We start from the raw sequence: 17,891 nt of genomic DNA on the forward strand, positions 1-17,891 counted from the left end.
CATGCGCGAACCCGGCTTGTTCAAACCGGCGCTGCTGTGGCTGCTGCTGTTGGCGCCGCTGTTTTTCAGCACCTACGGCTTCGCTACTTGGGTCACCAACCAGCGCAGCGATGTGGGTACGCTGGTGTTCGGCTGGGAAACCCACATGCCGTTCTGGGCCTGGACCATCGTGCCTTATTGGTCCATCGACCTGCTCTACGGGTTCTCGCTGTTGCTGCCAAGCACCCGCCACGAACTCAAGCAGCATGCCCTGCGCCTGCTGACGGCCCAGGTGATTGCCGTCAGTTGCTTCCTGATCTGGCCGCTGCGCTTCACCTTCGAACGGCCGGAGCTGGATGGCGTGTTTGGCTGGTTGTTTGCCGTGCTGGCCGGCTTCGACAAGCCCTTCAACCAGGCGCCCTCACTGCATATCGCGCTGCTGGTGATCCTGTGGGTGATGTACCAGCGGCATACCCAGGGTTTTTGGCGCTGGGTAGTGCACGGCTGGTTTGCACTGATCGGTATTTCCGTACTGACCACTTATCAACATCACTTTGTCGACTTACCCACAGGCGCCCTCGCGGGGTGGTTGTGCGTGTGGTTATGGCCGCTGGAACACGCCAGCCCGCTGCTCAATGCCCGACTTACGCGGGACGTGAAGCGCGGTTGGCTGGGTGCGCGCTACGCCCTTGGCGCGCTGGCGCTGATGCTGCTCGCGCTGGCTTTGGGCGGTTGGGGGTTATGGTTGCTGTGGCCGGCGGTGTCCCTCGCGCTGGTCGCAGCCAATTACTGGCTGCTGGGTGCCGAGGGCTTTCAGAAACGCGACGATGGCCGGCTGACGCCTGCTGCGCGCTGGCTGTATGCACCTTACCTGGCCGCCGCCTGGATTAATTCGCGGCTGTGGACACGCCGGCATCCACAGCCCGAGCTGATTGTGGATAACGTTTGGCTGGGGCGAATTCCTACGTCGAGCGAGCAACAGTCTTTCAAGGCCATCGTCGATCTCTGCGCCGAATTGCCGATTAATCCACAGGGCCGTACCTACCACTGCATTCCTGTTCTGGACTTGATCGCGCCCACGTCCGCCGAATGCCTGCAAGCCGCCAAGGCCATCGAACGCCTGCGCTCGGACGGCCCGTTGCTGGTGTGCTGCGCCCTAGGCTATTCGCGCAGCGCCACGGCCATTGCCGCCTGGCTGTTGCACAGCGGCCGCGCGACGACGGTGGATCAAGCGCTGGCTATTATTCGTACAGCGCGGACCCGTGTGGTCCTGCATCCCGCACATCGTCTCGCCTTGGAGGGCTTGCCCCATGCCTGCTGATATGGAACTGCAAGTCGTCGCCAGCCTGCTGCGCCGTGGCCGTTCGCTGGACCAGTTATCCACAGGCCTCACAGTGGCCGGCGTGTTGTTCGGTGTGGCCCAACTGTTGATGGCGAGTGTTTCAACGGTCTGCCTGCTGCTGGCCTTGTGGATGATTATCCTGGGCCTTGTGCAAAAATACTGGGCCCTGCGCGTTGCGTTCGACGCCGATCTGTTTGCCCTGCTCGCTCGCGACGTCGAGCGCACCGCAGACCTTGACCAAGCCCTGCAGGCCCTTGGCCTGCAATCGGCCAAGCGCGCGGGCCGGCCCTGGGCCGAACGCCGTCGTGGCGCCCTCAAATTGCTGCGCAAACAGGCCTGGTTGCTCGGCGCGCAAGCGCTGCTGACCCTGGGCGTGCTGCTTGCCAGTCCTTGGCTACCTTTCGCCGAATAAGGAATTCCCATGTTCGAACCCGTGGTCGCCACACTGATTACTTCCATGGCCCGCACCGTCACCGGCGCCCGCAGCCTGTGGCTGGGTTGCGCGCCGGTGCCGGTGCAACGCATCTATTTCGCCAATCACAGCAGCCACGGCGACTTCGTGCTGGTGTGGGCGTCGCTGCCGCAGAACCTGCGCAAATTCACCCGCCCTGTGGCCGGCAGCGATTACTGGAATAAAAGTGCGCTGCGCCGCTACATCATCAACCGCGTGTTCAACGGCGTACTGATTGATCGCGAGCGCAAAGAGCCTGTGGATAACCCCTTGAAGCCCATGCTTGCCGCCCTCGAAGGCGGCGACTCGTTGATTATTTTTCCCGAAGGTACGCGCAATCTGGAGGACGGCTTGCTGCCCTTCAAGAGCGGCCTCTACCACTTGGCAAACAGTTACCCACAGGCTGAGCTGATCCCTGTGTGGATAGCCAACCTCAACCGCGTCATGCCCAAGGGCCGTGTCTTGCCATTGCCATTGTTATGCACAACCAGCTTCGGCGCTCCGCTGCAATTGGAAGAAGGCGAAGACAAAGCCGCGTTCCTTGCCCGCACCCGCGACGCCCTGCTTGCCCTCGCCCCGGAGCATTCCTGAGATGGATAGCCAGACCTTGATGTTATTCGGCGGGATCGGCGCGATTCTGGTCACCGCCTCGCTGATCGGCCTGATCCTGAAGCTGCGCACCCGTGGCACCCCCAACGCGGTGATCGACAACCTCAACGCCCGCATCAACGCCTGGTGGGTGATGGTGGTGGTGATCGGTGTCGCCTTCTGGCTCGGCACCGGCGCAGTGATCCTGCTGTTCTATGCGGTGTCCTTCTATGCCTTGCGCGAATTTCTCACCCTGACGCCGACCCGGCGCAGCGACTACCCGGCCCTGGTCGCGGCGTTCTACCTCGCCCTTCCTCTGCAGTACGTGCTGATCTATGCCGACTGGTACGGACTGTTCTCGATCTTCATCCCGGTCTACGTGTTCCTGTTGCTGCCGATACTCGCCTCCCTGGGCGGCGACAGCACCCACTTCCTGGAGCGCGCATCCAAGGTGCAATGGGGCCTGATGATCGCGGTGTTCTGCGTGTCGTTCGTCCCGGCGTTGCTGACCTTGGACATTCCGGGTTATGAAGGCCGCAACCTGCTGCTGATCGCCTACCTGGTGATCGTGGTGCAACTGTCGGACGTGTTGCAGTACGTGTGCGGCAAGCTGTTCGGCAAACGCAAGATCGCGCCCAACCTCTCGCCGTCCAAAACCGTGGAAGGTTTTGTCGGCGGGATCCTGCTGTCCTCCCTGATCGGTGCCGCGCTGTGGTGGACCACGCCGTTCAATCCCTGGCAGTCGTTCTTGATCGCGCTGTTGATCAACCTGCTGGGCTTCGCCGGCGGGATCGTGATGTCGGCGATCAAGCGCGACCGTGGCGTCAAAGACTGGGGGCACATGATCGAAGGGCACGGCGGGATGCTGGACCGGCTGGATTCGGTGTGCTTTGCGGCGCCGATCTTCTTCCACCTGGTGCGGTACTGGTGGACCTGAACCAGACCAGCAAAGCACAAAATGTGGGAGGGGGCTTGCCCCCTCCCACCGTGGTTTTGTGGTGCTTTGCGGGTCACTTGAAACACAGTTCATAAACCGTGCTTCCACGCTTGGCCTATTGCGGCTGGGTTCGGTTGATCCCAGGATTCAGCCAGCACCCTCATGGAGTCGAATCATGTTTGCTGGTTTCCAGAAACAACAGCGCCAGGTCAATGGCCTGAACATCAGCTATCGCATCGGTGGATCCGGCCCCGCGCTGTTGCTGTTGCATGGTCACCCTCAGACCCACGTTATCTGGCACAAGGTTGCCGAACGGTTGGCCAGTGAATTTACCGTGGTCGCCGCTGACTTGCGTGGATATGGCGATAGCGCCAGGCCGGCGGCCGATGCTGAGCATTCACATTATTCAAAGCGTGAAATGGCGCTTGATTGCGCTGAGCTGATGAAGGCGTTGGGCTTTGAGCAGTTCAGCGTGCTTGCCCATGACCGTGGAGCGCGGGTGGCGCATCGCCTGGCGCTCGACCATCCCCACGCGATCAAGCAAATGGCGCTGCTCGACATCGCCCCCACTTTGTCGATGTACACACAAACGGACGAAGCCTTTGCCCGCGCCTACTGGCACTGGTTTTTCCTGATCCGACCGGCGCCGCTGCCGGAGCGCCTTATCGAGGCCGACCCTGAGCTGTATCTGCGCAGTGTGATGGGCAGCCGCAGTGCTGGCCTCAAGCCCTTCACGGCAGAGGCGTTCGGCGAGTACCTGCGGTGCCTGCAGCTTCCCGGCAGCGCACGAGGCATTTGCGAAGACTACCGCGCCTCGGCCGGGATCGACCTGGAACATGATCGCGCCGATATCGCCGCCGGTCATCGGCTGACGCTGCCGCTGTTGGTCCTGTGGGGCGCAGAAGGCACGGTGGGGCGCTGTTTCGATCCGCTCAAGGAATGGCAGCAGGTCGCCACTGATGTACGCGGCAAAGCCTTGCCGTGCGGTCATTACATTGCCGAGGAAGTGCCTGGGTTATTGCTTGAAGCCGTGCTGAGTTTTTTCGCTGGCGAGTACGTCGCTGCCGACTGAGGGCACGAGTGGGCGCACCCAGCCTCCTTCCATGCGATGTTATCCTCGCAGTTCACGCCGCCACGTATGCGCTTTCGATGATCTACAAAGGCTCGATGCCCCTCCCCGAAGACCTGCGGGTGTTCTTGACCGTGATCCGCAAGGCCAGTTTTGCCGCCGCCGCCGATGAGCTTGGCGTGTCGGCGGCTTACGTCAGCAAGCGCATTCAAATCCTCGAAAATACCCTGGCGACACGCTTGCTGCACCGTACCAGTCGACGTATCACCTTGACCGACGACGGCGCGCGTGTGAAGGACTGGGCGGCGCGCATTCTGGAGGACTTCCAGCATCTGTCCGATGAGTTGATCGATGCCCACGACAGCCCCCGTGGCCGCCTGCATATCTGCAGCAGCTTCGGCTTTGGTCGTATTCACGTGGCACCCGCGCTGGCGTTGCTCGCTGATCGTTACCCTGGGTTGGAAATCCGCCTGGACCTGTTCGATCGGGTAGTGGATATCGTCAGCGAAGGCTTCGATCTGGAAATCCGTGTGGGTGACGACATTCCCGGCCAGCACATCGGGCGTCAGCTGGTCAGTAACCGGCGCATCCTGTGCGCGGCTCCCAGCTACCTGGAACGCCACGGAGCACCGGCGCAACTGAGTGACCTCGAACACCATGAATGCCTTGTCTTGAAGGAGCGCGATAACGCCTTCGGGGTCTGGGTGCTGGAGCGCGACGGCACGCAGGAGAGCGTGCGGGTGGGAGGCCCGTTGTCATCCAACAGCGGCGAGATCGTGTTGCAGTGGGCGTTGCACGGGCGGGGTGTGCTGCTGCGTTCGTTGTGGGATGTCAAACCGTTGCTCGAGCAGGGCAAGCTGGTTCAGGTACTGCATGACTATGGGCAAAGCGCCAACGTGTGGGCCGTCTACCCCACGCGGCTTGCTCACTCGGGGAAGCTGCGGGCCTGTGTCGAATTTCTCCAGGCGCACTTCGCGCAGCTGTCGATCTGAGCGACGCCTCCCTTCACGACAACCACGGGTTGGCGGCCAGATGCTCGCGCTCGAAGGCGCGAATCTGCTCGCTGCGTTGCAGGGTGCTGCCAATGGCATCCAACCCCAGCAACAGGGCCGTTTTGCGCAGCGTGTCGATCTGGAAGGGAATCACTTCATGGCCGTGCAACAGGATCGTTTGTTCGCTCAGGTCGACCGAGATCTCAGCCGTTTGCGCCTGCCCGACCACCTCGCCGATGCGTTGCACTGTGGCGGCCTCAAGGCTGATCAGCAGCACACCGTTACGCTGACAGTTGTCGTAGAAAATACCCGCAAAGCTGCTGCCGATCAGTGCGCGAATGCCCTTCTGCTTGAGGCCCCACACGGCATGCTCACGGCTGGAACCGCAGCCAAAGTTCGGGCCTACCACCATGAAGCATGCGTTCTGCCAAGCGGGCTTATTGAGCACAAACGCAGGATCCGGCTGCCCTGACGGTAGAAAGCGCAGGTCATAGAACAACCCTTGGTCCAAATCATTGCGGTCAATTCCCTTGAGGAACTGCTTGGGCATGATCACGTCGGTGTCAATATTGGCCGCCAACATCGGTGCCGCTGTGCCGGTGACCTGGGTAAAAGGATTGCTGCTCATACGTGCTCCCTGAGGTGCCGAACATCCGTCAGCCGCCCGGTTATTGCAGCCGCAGCCACCATGGCCGGGCTCATCAAGTGGGTACGTGCACCGGCGCCCTGGCGGCCTTCGAAATTGCGGTTGGTGCTGGAGGCGCAACGGTCGCCTGGGGCGAGTACGTCGTCGTTCATGGCCAGGCACATGGAGCAGCCCGATTGCCGCCATTCGAATCCGGCGTCGCGAAAAATAGCGGCCAGGCCCTCAGCCTCAGCCTGGTCACGAACTTCGGTGGAGCCCGGCACGACCATCGCGCGCACGTGCGGGGCCACGCGCCGGCCGCCGATCACGCTGGCGGCAGTGCGCAGGTCTTCGATACGCGCATTGGTGCACGAGCCGATGAATGCATGGCTGATGACGACTTCATTCAAAGGCTCGCCCGCCTTGAGCCCCATGTAGGTCAGGGCCCGCTGCATGTCCTGGCGCAGGATGAGATCGCTGACCTGCAGCGGGTCTGGCACCCGCCCGTTGATGGCGACCACCTGATCGGGACTCGTGCCCCAGGTGACCATCGGCAGCAGCGTGCTGACGTCCAGCGTGACTTCGTGGTCGAACACCGCACCCGGATCGCTGTGCAAGTTGCGCCACACGTGCACCGCACGCCGCCATTGCTCGCCTGTCGGCGCGCGCGGCTTACCCTCAAGGTAGTCAAATACCTTCTGGTCCGGCGCCATGAATGCGCCACGAGCGCCGGCTTCAACGGCCATGTTGCAAATGGTCATGCGCGCCTCGACGCTGAGGGCGTCAATGGTCGAACCGGCAAACTCGATAGCGAACCCGGTGGCCCCGGAAGCGCCGATCTGGCCGATCAGGGCCATGATGACGTCCTTGGATGTCAGCCCCGGCGACAAGGCACCCACGATGTTGACTCGCATGGTTCTCAGGCGTTTGTAGACGAGTGTCTGGGACGCCAGCAAGTGCTCGATTTCTGAGGTGCCAATGCCAAACCCGAAGGCACCGAGGGCGCCATACGTGGTGGTGTGGCTGTCACCGGCAGCTATCACCATCCCCGGAAGAATGAACCCCTGTTCGGGGGCGACGACGTGCTCGATACCTTGGCGCTTATCCAGGATATCCAACAGTTCGATACCGAAATCCTGGCAGTTCTGCGCCAGATAGGACACCTGCCGCGCGCCCCCCGCATCGGGCATTACTGCGGTACGTTCGGGCGCGGTGGGGTTTACATGATCGACGACCGCCAACGCCGTACCAGGGCGCCACACGTTGCGCCCGGCGTCACGCAGACCGCTGAACGCCTGCGGACTGGTGTATTCGTTGATGACCTGGCGATCGATGTACAACAGGACATGGCCCTGCTCGTCCAGCGCACACACCGTGTGCGCATCGATGTGCTTTTGATAGAGGGTTCTGGGGCTGCTCATTAAGCGCTCTCACGGGGACACCTTCGACAGGATAGGGACCGGGGAGTGGTCATCAAGAGCAGCTCTGGAATACATGGCTCTACAGTTCGTGGATCACCGATGGGCCGATGACGCGAACGGCTACCGGAGAAATGCCTCAGCGCTCCCATCGAACAGGTTGAATAGGGAGTCGCTGAAGACCCAATCATGGCGCATAGCGTCGTAGGAGCGCGCTTGCTGGCGAGGGACGTAACGCGCAGAGATTGGTGCCAGGTGGCGTTCTCAGGTTTTTCGCGAGCAAGCTCGCTCCTACAGTAAATTCGGTGCAGCCTGGCCGTGAACTACGGGCTCTTTAAGCAGTGATCTCGACATAGCTAGACTCTCCGCCTCCCGTCGCACCCGATAGCCAGCCCCAAACAAAACTCAGCGTCGTGCGCCCGGCGTGATCCACGCCTACCGTGCCACGTGACCAGCCAGCAAGCAGTTCCCCTTCCAGGGTCAGGCACTGATACAGCAGCTCAATGGTATCTGGACCGGTCACCCGTCCGACTTGAGTGCCCAGGCGAATCCGGCCCCCCTGGTAAGTGCTCGAAATCGCGTCATCTTCGACTTGGTAATGAAATACGGTGCCGGTGCCGGACAGTCCCTGAGCGTTGTCGGCGACTACAAACCGGCGATTATGCAGACGTGCGTAGACAGTAGGATTTTGCATCAGTCGACATCCTTGAATTGAGCGAATTCAAAACGTAAAAAAGGGGCTGTTGAAAACAGCCCCTTTTTGGGTACGTCAGTGAGGCTTACTCCACCGTCACCGACTTCGCCAGGTTGCGCGGCTGGTCGACGTCGGTGCCCTTGAGCACGGCAACGTAGTACGACAGCAACTGCAGCGGGATAGTGTAGAGGATCGGCGACAGGGTGTCGTGGATGTGCGGCATGTTGATCACGTGAGTGCCTTCACCGTTGGTCATGCCTGCCTTTTCGTCGGCAAACACGATCAGTTGGCCGCCACGGGCGCGCACTTCCTGCAGGTTGGACTTGAGCTTTTCCAGCAGTTCGTTGTTCGGGGCGACGGTGACCACCGGCATGTCGTCATCCACCAGGGCCAACGGGCCGTGTTTCAGCTCGCCGGCCGGGTAGGCTTCAGCGTGGATGTACGAGATTTCCTTGAGCTTGAGCGAACCTTCCATCGCTACCGGGTACTGCGCGCCACGGCCGAGGAACAGGGTGTGGTTCTTGTCGGCAAACAGCTCGGCGACTTTTTCCACGGTGCTGTCCATGGCCAGGGCTTCACCCAGGCGGGTCGGCAGGCGGCGCAGTTCTTCCACCAGGGTGGCTTCAATGCCTTCGGCCAGGGTGCCGCGCACTTGACCGAGGGACAAGGTCAGCAGCAACAGGCCGACCAGCTGGGTGGTGAAGGCTTTGGTCGACGCTACGCCGATTTCGCGACCGGCCTGGGTCAGCAGGGTCAGGTCGGATTCACGCACCAGGGAGCTGATGCTGACGTTGCAGATTGCCAGGCTGGCGAGGAAGCCCAGCTCTTTGGCATTGCGCAGGGCGGCCAGGGTGTCGGCGGTTTCGCCGGACTGGGAGATGGTCACGAACAGGGTGTCTGGCTGCACCACCACCTTGCGGTAGCGGAATTCGCTGGCGACTTCGACCTGGCACGGGATACCGGCCAGTTCTTCCAGCCAGTAACGCGCAACCATGCCGGCGTGGTAGCTGGTGCCGCAGGCGACGATCTGCACGTTGCGCACTTTGGCGAACAGCTCGGCGGCTTGTGGGCCGAAGGCGTTGACCAGCACTTGGTTCTGGCTCAGGCGGCCTTCCAGGGTGCGCTGCACCACAGACGGCTGCTCGTGGATTTCCTTGAGCATGAAGTGGCGGAACTCGCCCTTGTCGGCGGCTTCGGCACCGTCGCGGTATTGCACGGCTTCGCGCTCGACGGACTGACCGTTCACGTCCCAGATTTGCACGCTTTCACGGCGGATGTCGGCGATGTCACCTTCTTCCAGGTACATGAAGCGGTCGGTGACTTGGCGCAGGGCGAGTTGGTCGGAGGCCAGGAAGTTTTCCCCCAGGCCCAGGCCGATCACCAATGGGCTGCCGCTGCGTGCGGCAACCAGGCGGTCAGGCTGGCTGGCGCTGATCACGGCCAGGCCGTAGGCGCCGTGCAGTTCCTTGACCGTGGCCTTGAGGGCGGTGGTCAGGTCGCTGTGGTCCTTGAGCTTGTGGTTGAGCAGGTGGGCGATGACTTCGGTGTCGGTGTCCGAAGTGAACACATAGCCCAGGCCCTTGAGTTGGTCGCGCAGTGCTTCGTGGTTTTCGATGATGCCGTTGTGCACCACCGCCAGGTCACCCGAGAAGTGTGGGTGAGCGTTACGCTCGCACGGCGCACCGTGGGTGGCCCAACGGGTGTGGGCGATACCCAGGCGCCCAACCAGCGGCTCGCCGGCCAGGGCCTGGTCCAACTCGCTGACTTTGCCTGGGCGGCGCATACGCTCGAGCTTGCCGGCGTTGGTGAAGACGGCCACACCGGCGCTGTCATAGCCGCGGTATTCCAGGCGCTTGAGGCCTTCGAGCAGGATGGCAGTTACGTTACGTTCGGCGACTGCGCCAACAATTCCACACATGGTATTTCTCCTAGATGACTGCCGCGCATATCAGCGTAATGCCGCGGGCTTGGATCTGGTCGCGGGCCTCAAGCGGCAGGCGATCATCGGTGATAAGGGTATGGACGCTGCTCCAGGGCAGTTCCAGGTTGGGAATCTTGCGGCCTATCTTGTCGGATTCGACCATCACCACCACTTCGCGAGCGACCTCAGCCATGACGCGGCTCAGGCCCAACAACTCGTTGAACGTGGTGGTACCGCGCTGCAGATCGATGCCGTCGGCGCCGATGAACAGTTGATCGAAATCGTAGGAGCGCAGCACCTGCTCGGCGACCTGGCCCTGGAACGAATCCGAATGCGGGTCCCAGGTGCCGCCGGTCATCAGCAGCACCGGTTCATGCTCCAACTCGCTCAAGGCGCGAGCCACGTTCAGGGAATTGGTCATGACCACCAGGCCGGGTTGATGGCCCAGTTCAGGGATCATCGCGGCGGTGGTGCTGCCGCTGTCGATGATGATGCGCGCGTGCTCACGCAACCGCGCCACGGCCGCACGGGCGATGGCGCGCTTGTAGGCCGAGACCGGTTGAGCCGCGTCGCCCACCAACTCCTGAGGCATGGTAATCGCGCCACCGTAGCGGCGCAGGAGCAGGCCATTGCTTTCGAGGGCGGCCAGGTCCTTGCGGATGGTCACCTCCGAAGTTTCGAAACGCTTGGCCAGTTCGTCCACGCTGACTTCGCCCTGTTCATTGAGCAAGGTCAGGATGTTGTGGCGACGTTGGGGGGTATTTCGTTTCGACATGGTGATGATAAGTTTCGGTTCGAAAGATAACGAAGGCAATCAAAACCTATTCGGAACTCATCGTCAAGCGTTTGGAACAGATTCTTCAGACGACACGGGCAAATGTGGGAGGGGGCTTGCTCCCGATGGCGGTGGTTCAGCCTGAAAAATCATCGACTGAAAGTTCGCTATCGGGGGCAAGCCCCCTCCCACATTTGGATATCACTGCTGAGGGTGCTGTGGATAACTCAGGTCTTGTTGATTTTGACCGGGCGTTTCCAGCCGTCGATGTTGCGCTGGCGGGCGCGGGCGACTGCCAGTTGGGACTTATCCACATCCTGGTTGATGGTTGAGCCCGCAGCGGTGTTGGAACCATCGCCGATAGTGACGGGTGCGACCAGCGAGTTGTTGGAGCCGATGAACACGTCCTCGCCAATGGTGGTCTGGTGCTTATTGGCGCCGTCGTAGTTACAGGTGATCGTGCCAGCGCCAACGTTGGTGCGTGCACCGATCACCGCATCGCCCAAGTAGGTGAGATGCCCGGCCTTGGCGCCTTCGCCCAGGTGAGCATTTTTCAGTTCGACAAAGTTACCCACATGGGCCTTGGCTTCCAGCACGCTGCCAGGACGCAGCCGCGCAAACGGACCGGCATCGCTGCCCTCGCCCATTACCGCGCCGTCGATATGGCTGTTGGCCTTGACCACGACACCTTTGCGCAGCGTGCTGTCCTTGATCACGCAGTTCGGGCCGATCACTACGCCGTCTTCGATGATCACACGGCCTTCGAGGATCACGTTGATGTCGATCAGCACGTCGCGGCCCACGGTCACTTCACCGCGTACGTCGAAACGCGCCGGGTCACGCAGGGTCACGCCCTGGGCCATCAGGCGGCGCCCTTCACGCAGCTGATAGTGGCGCTCCAACTCGGCCAGTTGCTTACGGTCGTTGGCGCCCTGCACTTCCATCGGGTCGTGGGGCTGCTCGGTGGCGACCACCAGGCCGTCACTGACCGCCATCTCGATGACGTCGGTGAGGTAGTACTCGCCTTGGGCGTTGTTGTTGGACAAGCGGCTCATCCAGTCGGCGAGGCGATTGGCCGGCACCGCGAGAATCCCGGTGTTGCCTTCGGTGATGGCCCGCTGGGCTTCACTGGCGTCCTTGTGCTCGACGATGGCCGCGACCTTGCCCTCGGCGTCACGCACGATGCGCCCGTAGCCGGTGGGGTCGTCCAGCTCGACGGTGAGCAGGCCCATCTGGCCGGGCACTACGTGCTTGAGCAAGCGTTGCAGAGTTTCCACTTCGATCAGCGGCACATCACCGTACAGGATCAACACGGTGTCAGCGGTGATGAACGGCACCGCTTGCGCGGTGGCATGACCGGTGCCCAGTTGCTTGTCCTGCAAGACGAAATTCAAGTCGTCTGCGGCCAGACGCTCACGTACCACATCTGCACCGTGCCCGATGACCACGTGAATGCGCTGCGGGTCCAACTGCCGGGCACTGTGGATAACATGGCCAAGCATGGAATTGCCTGCGACCGGGTGCAGCACCTTGGGCAGGGCCGAGCGCATGCGGGTGCCCTGGCCAGCGGCGAGAATTACGATTTCAAGAGACATGAATGGCTACCAATCCTGGGCGGTCCGGCTTCAGACCAAAGAAGTGTTTTGCAAAAAAAGAAAAAGGGTAGCCGAGGCTACCCTTTTTAATCAATCACGCGTGAAGCGTAACGGCAACGCCGCTTACTTCTTGCGGATCTGCTGGAGCGTCCGCAGCTGGGCTGCGGCCTCGGCCAGACGGACTGCAGCAGCGCTGTAGTCGAAGTCTGCGCCTTTTTCGTTCAGCGCCTTCTCGGCAGCCTTTACGGCTTCCTGAGCGGAGGCTTCATCCAGGTCGCCAGCACGTTGCACGGTGTCGGCAAGTACCTTGACCATGTTCGGCTGAACCTCGAGGAAACCGCCAGAGATGTAGAACACCTCCTTTTCCCCGCCTTGCTTGGTCAGAGTGATCGGACCTGGCTTCAAGCTGGTGATCAACGGCGCGTGGCCCATGGCAATACCCAGGTCACCCAGGTCGCCGTGTGCAATCACCATTTCTACCAGACCGGAGAAGATTTCCCCTTCCGCGCTGACGATATCGCAATGGACTGTCATAGCCATCTGATTGCCTCAACCTGATGAGCGCCCGTTTCCGGGCGCCAGGATTACAGTTTCTTGGCTTTCTCGATCGCTTCTTCGATGCCGCCGACCATGTAGAACGCTTGTTCTGGCAGGTGGTCGTAGTCACCGTTGAGGATGCCTTTGAAGCCAGCAATGGTGTCTTTCAGGGAAACGTATTTACCCGAGGCACCGGTGAAGACTTCAGCCACGAAGAACGGCTGCGACAAGAAACGCTGGATCTTACGAGCACGGTTTACCAACTGCTTGTCGGCTTCCGACAGCTCGTCCATACCCAGGATCGCAATGATGTCCTTCAGTTCTTTGTAGCGCTGCAGCACGTACTGAACGCCGCGAGCGGTGTCGTAGTGCTCCTGGCCGATCACGTTCGGGTCCAGCTGGCGCGAAGTCGAGTCGAGTGGATCGACCGCTGGGTAGATACCCAGGGAAGCGATGTCACGGGACAGAACGACGGTGGCGTCCAAGTGGGCGAAGGTGGTGGCTGGCGACGGGTCGGTCAAGTCATCCGCAGGTACGTATACCGCTTGGATCGAAGTGATCGAACCTTCCTTGGTCGAAGTGATACGTTCTTGCAGAACGCCCATCTCTTCAGCCAGGGTCGGCTGGTAACCTACTGCCGACGGCATACGGCCGAGCAGTGCGGATACTTCAGTACCGGCCAGGGTGTAACGGTAGATGTTGTCGACGAACAGCAGAACGTCGTTACCTTCGTCACGGAACTTCTCGGCCATGGTCAGGCCGGTCAGGGCTACGCGCAGACGGTTACCCGGCGGCTCGTTCATCTGACCGTAAACCAGTGCCACTTTGTCCAGAACGTTGGAGTCCTTCATCTCGTGGTAGAAGTCGTTACCCTCACGGGTACGCTCACCCACACCGGCGAACACGGAGTAACCGCTGTGCTCGATGGCGATGTTACGGATCAGTTCCATCATGTTTACGGTCTTGCCTACACCGGCACCACCGAACAGACCGACTTTACCGCCCTTGGCGAACGGGCAAACCAGGTCGATAACCTTGATGCCGGTTTCCAGCAGGTCGTTGCCGCCCGCTTGCTCGGCGAACGAAGGTGCTGGACGGTGAATGCCCCAGCGCTCTTCGGTGTCGATCGGGCCAGCTTCGTCGATCGGGTTGCCCAGTACGTCCATGATCCGGCCCAGGGTCGCTTTACCGACCGGTACGGAGATGGCTGCGCCAGTGTCGACAACGTCCAGACCGCGCTTCAAGCCTTCGGTGGAACCCATCGCAATGGTACGAACTACGCCGTCGCCCAGCTGCTGCTGAACTTCCAGAGTAGTTTCCGCGCCTTGTACTTTCAGCGCGTTGTAGATGCTCGGTACGCTGTCGCGTGGGAATTCCACGTCGATAACGGCGCCGATGATTTGAACGATACGTCCGCTACTCATAGCTGGATCCTCTGAATATTTGAACCGTTAAACCGCGGCAGCGCCGCCGACGATTTCCGAGATCTCTTGGGTGATCGCAGCCTGACGCGCCTTGTTGTAGATCAGCTGCAAATCGCTGATCAGATCACCGGCGTTATCGGTAGCGTTTTTCATCGCGATCATCCGCGCCGCTTGTTCAGCTGCGTTGTTCTCGACCACCGCCTGGTACACCTGCGACTCCACGTAGCGCACCATCAAGCCGTCAAGCAGCTCTTTGGCGTCTGGTTCGTAGAGGTAGTCCCAGTGGTGCTTGAGTTCCTGATCCGGAGTCGCCACCAGTGGAATCAATTGCTCCACGGTTGGCTGCTGGGTCATGGTGTTGATGAACTTGTTGGATACCACGGACAGGCGGTCAATCCGGCCTTCCAGGTACGCATCCAGCATCACCTTCACACTGCCGATCAAATCATTGATCGACGGCTCTTCACCCAGGTGGCTGATAGCTGCAACGACGTTACCGCCGAAGTTGCGGAAAAAGGCCGCACCCTTGCTACCAACAACACACAGATCGATCTCGACGCCTTTTTCGCGGTTTACCGCCATGTCCTTGACCAGGGCCTTGAACAGGTTGGTATTCAGGCCACCGCACAGACCACGGTCACTGCTCACTACCACATAACCCACGCGCTTGACTTCGCGCTCGATCATGAACGGGTGGCGGTATTCCGGGTTGGCGTTGGCCAGATGCCCAATTACCTGGCGGATACGTTCCGCATAAGGACGGCTGGCTGCCATGCGCATTTGTGCCTTGCGCATTTTGCTGACCGCCACTTTTTCCATGGCGCTGGTAATCTTTTGCGTGCTTTTGATGCTCGCAATCTTACTGCGAATCTCTTTTGCGCCTGCCATGTAACACCTATCAGGTTAGCAAGCGGGAGCCTTGCGGCTCCCGCTGCGGCTTACCAGGTTTGGGTGGCCTTGAACTTCTCGATACCGGCTTTCATGCCAGCGTCGATATCGTCATTGAAGTCACCCTTCACGTTGATCTTCGCCATCAATTCGGCGTGATCGCGGTTGAAGTAAGCAATCAGCGCTTGTTCAAAGCTGCCGACCTTGGCGATTTCAACGTCGGTCAGGAACCCACGCTCAGCGGCATACAGCGACAACGCCATGTCAGCGATCGACATCGGGGCGTATTGCTTCTGCTTCATCAGCTCGGTAACGCGCTGACCATGCTCAAGTTGCTTACGGGTCGCTTCGTCCAGGTCAGACGCGAACTGGGCGAATGCCGCCAGTTCACGGTACTGAGCCAGAGCGGTACGGATACCACCGGAGAGCTTCTTGATGATCTTGGTCTGAGCGGCACCACCCACACGGGATACCGAAACACCGGCGTTCACTGCAGGACGGATGCCTGAGTTGAACATGGCCGATTCCAGGAAGATCTGACCGTCGGTGATGGAAATCACGTTGGTCGGAACGAACGCGGAAACGTCGCCAGCCTGGGTTTCGATGATCGGCAGTGCGGTCAGGGAACCGGTTTTGCCGGTCACTGCGCCGTTGGTGAACTTCTCTACGTACTCTTCGGAAACGCGGGATGCGCGCTCCAGCAGACGGGAGTGGAGATAGAACACGTCGCCTGGGTAGGCTTCACGGCCTGGTGGACGGCGCAGCAGCAGGGAAATCTGGCGGTAAGCCACTGCTTGCTTGGACAGATCGTCATAAACGATCAGCGCGTCTTCACCGCGGTCGCGGAAGAATTCACCCATGGTGCAACCGGAGTACGGTGCCAGGAATTGCAGCGCAGGAGATTCCGAAGCACTGGCAGCCACGATGATCGTGTTGGCCAGGGCGCCGTTTTCTTCCAGCTTGCGAACCACGTTGGCGATGGTCGATTGCTTCTGACCGATCGCTACGTAGACGCAGAAAATGCCGCTGTTCTTCTGGTTGATGATCGCGTCGATCGCCAGAGCGGTTTTACCGATCTGACGGTCACCGATGATCAGCTCACGCTGGCCACGGCCGACCGGGATCATGGCGTCGACAGCCTTGTAGCCAGTCTGTACAGGCTGGTCTACCGACTTACGCCAGATCACGCCTGGAGCAACTTTCTCGACCGCGTCGGTCTCGGTGTTGCCCAGTGGACCTTTACCGTCAACAGGGTTACCCAGTGCGTCGACGACGCGGCCCAGCAGTTCCTTACCTACCGGAACTTCCAGGATGCGGCCTGTGCACTTGGCGCTCATGCCTTCGGCCAGACTGGTGTACGCGCCCAATACAACGGCACCTACGGAGTCTTGCTCCAGGTTGAGGGCCATACCGTAGACGCCGCCCGGAAACTCGATCATCTCGCCGTACATAACGTCGGCCAGACCGTGAATCCGCACGATGCCGTCAGATACGCTGACGACAGTGCCTTCGTTACGGGCTTGGGAGGTCACATCGAGCTTGTCGATGCGGCCCTTGATAATTTCACTTATTTCGGAAGGATTGAGTTGCTGCATTGCTCTGCTGCCCCTTCAAACTCAAGATTTCAATGCTTCGGCAAGTTTCGCGATTTTGCCGCGAATCGAGCCATCGATAACCAGGTCGCCGGCACGGATAACGACACCACCAATCAGGGATGCGTCCTCCGAAGCTTGCAGGCGCACTTCCCGATTGAGTCGTGCACTGAGAACCTTGGCGAGTTTGTCTTGCTGTTCTTGGTTCAATGCGAAAGCACTGGTCACTTCAACGTCTACCGATTTCTCTGCATCGGCCTTGTACAGGTCGAACAGAGCGGCGATCTCCGGCAATAGCGGGAGACGGTCGTTTTCGGCAACGACGTGGATGAAGTTCTGCACCTTCACATCAAACTTGTCGCCGCACACTTCAATAAAAGTGGCGGCCTTGTCTGCGCTCGTCAGGCGCGGGGCCTTGAGCACGCGCTGCATGGTGTCATCTTGCGACACTGCTGCAGCCAGGCCGAGCATGGCTGACCAAGAGGCCAGCTGCTGGTGGGCCTGGGCGTGCTCGAAGGCTGCCTTAGCGTAAGGTCGGGCCAACGTGGTCAGTTCTGCCATGATCGCCCTCGCTTAAATTTCAGCAGCCAGTTTATTAACCAGCTCCGCGTGCGCGTTTTGATCGATTGTGGCACCAAGGATCTTCTCGGCACCGCCGACCGCCAGAGCACCCAGTTGGGCACGCAGCGCGTCTTTGACGCCGTTCAGTTCCTGTTCGATCTCGGCATGAGCCGAAGCCTTGACACGGTCAGCTTCGACGCGGGCTTTTTCAACAGCCTCTTCGACGATCTGGTTACCGCGCTTCTTGGCTTGCTCAATGATCTCGGCTGCCTGTGCTTTAGCTTCGCGCAGTTGAAGACCCACTTTCTCTTGGGCCAACTCCAGGTCGCGAGCTGCACGGCTGGCAGCGTCCAAACCATCCGCGATCTTCTTCTGACGTTCGTGCAAAGCCGCGATGACCGGAGGCCACACGAACTTCATGCAAAACACTACAAAAATGAAGAACGCAACGGATTGGCCAATCAGGGTTGCATTAATGTTCACGCCAACACCTCGCTCATTCG

General features: G+C 60.4%; 18 protein-coding genes. 6 read left to right on the forward strand and 12 right to left on the reverse strand.

The genetic code is table 11. The annotated features are described in order from the left end of the window. The first annotated feature begins 1 nt into the window (after window position 1). The 6 genes from C4J88_RS27160 to C4J88_RS27185 all read left to right on the forward strand — a co-directional run bounded on the left by C4J88_RS27160 (window position 2) and on the right by C4J88_RS27185 (window position 5,358). Window positions 2-1,300: a phosphatase PAP2/dual specificity phosphatase family protein gene (locus C4J88_RS27160; RefSeq protein WP_124408562.1), complete on the forward strand. Its 1,299-nt coding sequence runs from the start codon at window positions 2-4 to the stop codon at window positions 1,298-1,300. After that, window positions 1,290-1,733, forward strand: a complete 444-nt coding sequence (locus C4J88_RS27165; protein WP_124368902.1) for a hypothetical protein — start codon at window positions 1,290-1,292, stop codon at window positions 1,731-1,733. Before C4J88_RS27160 ends, C4J88_RS27165 begins: the two co-directional genes overlap by 11 nt. 9 nt (window positions 1,734-1,742) lie before the next feature. Then, a complete protein-coding gene (locus C4J88_RS27170; protein WP_124368903.1) occupies window positions 1,743-2,363 on the forward strand; it encodes a 1-acyl-sn-glycerol-3-phosphate acyltransferase in 621 nt (206 codons plus the stop codon). A 1-nt stretch (window position 2,364) separates the two neighbouring features. After that, entirely contained in the window at window positions 2,365-3,297 is a 933-nt protein-coding gene (locus tag C4J88_RS27175; RefSeq protein WP_124408563.1) for a phosphatidate cytidylyltransferase, read from the forward strand. A gap of 175 nt (window positions 3,298-3,472) precedes the next feature. Next, entirely contained in the window at window positions 3,473-4,369 is an 897-nt protein-coding gene (locus tag C4J88_RS27180) for an alpha/beta fold hydrolase (RefSeq protein ID WP_124408564.1), read from the forward strand. A gap of 77 nt (window positions 4,370-4,446) precedes the next feature. Next, window positions 4,447-5,358: a LysR substrate-binding domain-containing protein gene (locus tag C4J88_RS27185; protein WP_124408565.1), complete on the forward strand. Its 912-nt coding sequence runs from the start codon at window positions 4,447-4,449 to the stop codon at window positions 5,356-5,358. Between the two features lie 13 nt (window positions 5,359-5,371). On the opposite strand, the gene leuD is transcribed toward C4J88_RS27185, so the two are convergent. The 12 genes from leuD to C4J88_RS27250 form a co-directional block, all read right to left on the reverse strand. Continuing rightward, window positions 5,372-5,986, reverse strand: coding sequence for a 3-isopropylmalate dehydratase small subunit (leuD, locus tag C4J88_RS27190; RefSeq protein ID WP_124408566.1), 615 nt, complete (start codon window positions 5,984-5,986; stop codon window positions 5,372-5,374). Further along, window positions 5,983-7,404, reverse strand: coding sequence for a 3-isopropylmalate dehydratase large subunit (gene leuC, locus C4J88_RS27195; protein WP_124408567.1), 1,422 nt, complete (start codon window positions 7,402-7,404; stop codon window positions 5,983-5,985). The genes leuD and leuC overlap by 4 nt, the downstream gene beginning before the upstream one ends. Before the next feature lie 331 nt (window positions 7,405-7,735). Next, window positions 7,736-8,095: a hypothetical protein gene (locus C4J88_RS27200; RefSeq protein WP_124365068.1), complete on the reverse strand. Its 360-nt coding sequence runs from the start codon at window positions 8,093-8,095 to the stop codon at window positions 7,736-7,738. A gap of 85 nt (window positions 8,096-8,180) precedes the next feature. Then, the gene (gene glmS / locus C4J88_RS27205) at window positions 8,181-10,013 is read right to left on the reverse strand and encodes a glutamine--fructose-6-phosphate transaminase (isomerizing) (protein ID WP_124372354.1); all 1,833 of its coding nucleotides are present in this window, start codon (window positions 10,011-10,013) and stop codon (window positions 8,181-8,183) included. A gap of 10 nt (window positions 10,014-10,023) precedes the next feature. Beyond that, the gene (locus C4J88_RS27210; protein ID WP_124368911.1) at window positions 10,024-10,791 is read right to left on the reverse strand and encodes a DeoR/GlpR family DNA-binding transcription regulator; all 768 of its coding nucleotides are present in this window, start codon (window positions 10,789-10,791) and stop codon (window positions 10,024-10,026) included. A gap of 227 nt (window positions 10,792-11,018) precedes the next feature. After that, complete coding sequence (glmU, locus tag C4J88_RS27215) at window positions 11,019-12,386, reverse strand: bifunctional UDP-N-acetylglucosamine diphosphorylase/glucosamine-1-phosphate N-acetyltransferase GlmU (RefSeq protein ID WP_124408568.1); 1,368 nt, start codon at window positions 12,384-12,386, stop codon at window positions 11,019-11,021. A 123-nt stretch (window positions 12,387-12,509) separates the two neighbouring features. Then, window positions 12,510-12,926 carry a F0F1 ATP synthase subunit epsilon gene (locus C4J88_RS27225; RefSeq protein WP_015886644.1) on the reverse strand — a complete coding sequence of 139 codons (417 nt, stop codon included), beginning with the start codon at window positions 12,924-12,926 and terminating at the stop codon, window positions 12,510-12,512. 44 nt (window positions 12,927-12,970) lie between these two features. Next, on the reverse strand, window positions 12,971-14,347 hold the full coding sequence (atpD, locus tag C4J88_RS27230; protein WP_017135118.1) for a F0F1 ATP synthase subunit beta: 1,377 nt from the start codon (window positions 14,345-14,347) through the stop codon (window positions 12,971-12,973). A 27-nt stretch (window positions 14,348-14,374) separates the two neighbouring features. Further along, window positions 14,375-15,235, reverse strand: coding sequence for a F0F1 ATP synthase subunit gamma (gene atpG / locus C4J88_RS27235; RefSeq protein ID WP_034139931.1), 861 nt, complete (start codon window positions 15,233-15,235; stop codon window positions 14,375-14,377). Window positions 15,236-15,285: 50 nt separating this feature from the next. After that, on the reverse strand, window positions 15,286-16,830 hold the full coding sequence (gene atpA / locus C4J88_RS27240) for a F0F1 ATP synthase subunit alpha (RefSeq protein WP_003177064.1): 1,545 nt from the start codon (window positions 16,828-16,830) through the stop codon (window positions 15,286-15,288). A 21-nt stretch (window positions 16,831-16,851) separates the two neighbouring features. Then, window positions 16,852-17,388, reverse strand: a complete 537-nt coding sequence (locus C4J88_RS27245) for a F0F1 ATP synthase subunit delta (protein WP_124368914.1) — start codon at window positions 17,386-17,388, stop codon at window positions 16,852-16,854. Between the two features lie 12 nt (window positions 17,389-17,400). Then, window positions 17,401-17,871, reverse strand: coding sequence for a F0F1 ATP synthase subunit B (locus tag C4J88_RS27250; RefSeq protein ID WP_010565867.1), 471 nt, complete (start codon window positions 17,869-17,871; stop codon window positions 17,401-17,403). Window positions 17,872-17,891: the final 20 nt, after the last annotated feature.

Origin of the sequence: Pseudomonas sp. R4-39-08 (assembly GCF_003852275.1) — a bacterium.
In the GTDB taxonomy this organism is placed as follows: domain Bacteria; phylum Pseudomonadota; class Gammaproteobacteria; order Pseudomonadales; family Pseudomonadaceae; genus Aquipseudomonas.